Below are 2,309 nucleotides of genomic sequence, written 5' to 3'. Positions count from 1 at the left end.
AGCTCACATTGCACCTCCTGATCATATATGGAATGATGCAGCAAAGAAATTTGCTGAGGAATTAGAGACTCGATCTGACGGACGAATGAAGATGGAATTGTATCCTGGTGGCCAATTAGGTGGAGAACCTGATATGGTTCAGCAACTTGAAACAGGTTCTTTAGATTTTGGATTCATTACAACTGCTTTTTTAACTTCAAAATCCGATGCATTTAGTGCTTGGTTTGCACCTTATTTATTTGAATCTTATGAAGATGCTTTTGAAGCAAAAGATTCTGATGTAGCTAAGAAAATCTTAGCAACGCTAGATGATCAAGGACTTAGAGCTATGGATTACTTTTTCTCTGGCAATAGAACGATGATGTTCAGAGAAAAAATTGAAACACCTGAAGAAATGAAAGGTTTAACGTTACGTGTAACACCAAGTCCAGCTTTGCAAGACTGGTATAGATATCTTGGAGCTAATCCTGAATCTATTTCATTACCCGATGTTTACCAAGCAGCTCAAACAGGTGTCATTGACGGAATGGAAATGGACTTGGATGCAGCAGTCACTTCTAATTTTAATGAAGTAACAGGATTTGGTGCACTAACTAACCACATGGTATGGCCTTCGGTTATGATTGCAAACGCTGAGAAATTTGATGCAATGCCTGAAGAAGACCAAAAGATTATTCGAGAGTCTATGGCAGCTGCATCTGAATACGCGACGATGAAACGATCTTCTTTAGAAGAGGAATACATGAAAACATTAACCGATCGTGGAATGGAACTTTATGAAATTGATAAATCATTATTTACCTCTTATATGGAAAAATATGATGAGGAATATAAAGCAAAAGATCCATTAATTAAGGAGTTCATTGATACATTCCGTAAGTAGGAGGATTTCTATTATGAATACATTTAGTGGGTGGATTGAATCTGTTGAAAAAGTAGTCGGTATGATATTAATCGCTGCTATGACTCTAGTAATTGCAGCTGCTGTTGTATTTCGTTACTTTTTCCATTCGCCACTTTTTTGGGCAAATGAAGCAAGTATATATATGATGGCGTGGATTACATTTATTGGAGGAAGCTTGGGACTTAAATATAAGTCCCAAGCCTCAATTACGTTTTTGGTAGATCGATTTTCAATCAAAGGTAAACGAATTCTAGCAATAGTTTCATATGGCATTATCTTGATTTTTATGGCTATTTTATTATATCTGAGCTATGAGTGGGTAATTTTAGCATCAGATCAAAAATCAACCTCGATGCGAATTCCGATGTGGATTCCATATCTTTCAGTTCCAGTAGGTTTAACATGTGCTTTTATCCATTTATTAAACCATTTTGTGGAACTCGTTAAGGGAAAAGTTCAAGGTGGTGAACCAACATGATATTTGCAGTTATCTTGCTATTTATTGCATTCTTACTTATTGGTATACCTATCTCACTAGTGCTAGCAATTACTTCAATTTCATATTTATTAATGGCTGATATGACTACATTATTGAGTTCAGCACCCCAAAAAATGTTTTCAGGGTTAGATAACTTTGGATTACTAGCCATCCCTTTATTTATGTTGGCTGGAGAGTTGATGAATGGTGGAGGAATTACCAAACGTCTTGTAGGTTTTGCTAAGGTATTTATTGGTCATTATCGGGGCGGCTTAGCTTATGTAGCTGTGGTTGCAAATATGTTCCTTGCTTCTATTTTAGGTTCGGCTAATGCACAAGCTGCAATGATGAGTAAGGTTATGGTACCGGAGATGGAGAAAGAAGGTTATACCCGTGAATTTTCATCTGCAATAACTTTAGTTTCGTCTATTGTTGCACCTGTAATTCCACCAAGTATGTTATTTATCATTTATGGAACGTTGACTGGAGCGTCTATTGCTGACTTGTTTATGGCGGGTATCATACCAGGTTTCATGTTAGGTGTTGGATTTATTATTGTTATTGGAATGATGAACCATAAACAACAATTTCCTAAAAGTGAAAAAGCATCTTTTGATACATTTATAAAATCTTTTACTCAAGTTTTGCCTGCTATGCTAATTCCTTTTACAATTATTTTTGGTATTTTAGGTGGTGTATTTACACCAACTGAATCAGCAGCAATTGCATGTGTGATTGCTTTTATTATTGGCTTTGTTTATCGAGAATTAAAATTAAAGATGCTTCCAACCATTTTGGTAAACACAGTCGTAAATACAGCGACTATTTCATTTTTAATTGTTACAGCAAATTTGTTCGGCTTTATCATCGCCTATGAACAAATTCCACAGTTAGTAGCAGAATCGATGCTGAGCATATCTGATAATC

The 2,309-nt window shown here is 35.8% G+C and carries 3 protein-coding genes; all 3 read left to right on the top strand.

Features of this window, described 5'->3' with window-relative positions; translation table 11 throughout:
• Positions 1–883, top strand: an 883-nt coding sequence (locus AC1DOS_RS19505; RefSeq protein ID WP_477538820.1) for a TRAP transporter substrate-binding protein, incomplete at its 5' end; no start/stop codon positions are given.
• 13 nt (positions 884–896) lie between these two features.
• On the top strand, positions 897–1,382 hold the full coding sequence (locus tag AC1DOS_RS19500) for a TRAP transporter small permease (protein WP_477538819.1): 486 nt from the start codon (positions 897–899) through the stop codon (positions 1,380–1,382).
• On the top strand, positions 1,379–2,309 hold a 931-nt coding region (locus tag AC1DOS_RS19495; protein ID WP_477538818.1), incomplete at its 3' end, for a TRAP transporter large permease. The genes AC1DOS_RS19500 and AC1DOS_RS19495, both read left to right, overlap by 4 nt.

The sequence above is a fragment of the Paenisporosarcina sp. P5_A11 genome (assembly GCF_056400705.1).
This window is presented reverse-complemented; position numbering and strand designations above follow the sequence as displayed.

What these genes read in the sequence shown, in the direction of transcription:
- AC1DOS_RS19500 (WP_477538819.1), top strand. Translation starts at nt 897, where the DNA reads ATGAATACATTTAGTGGGTGGATTGAATCTGTTGAAAAAGTAGTCGGT.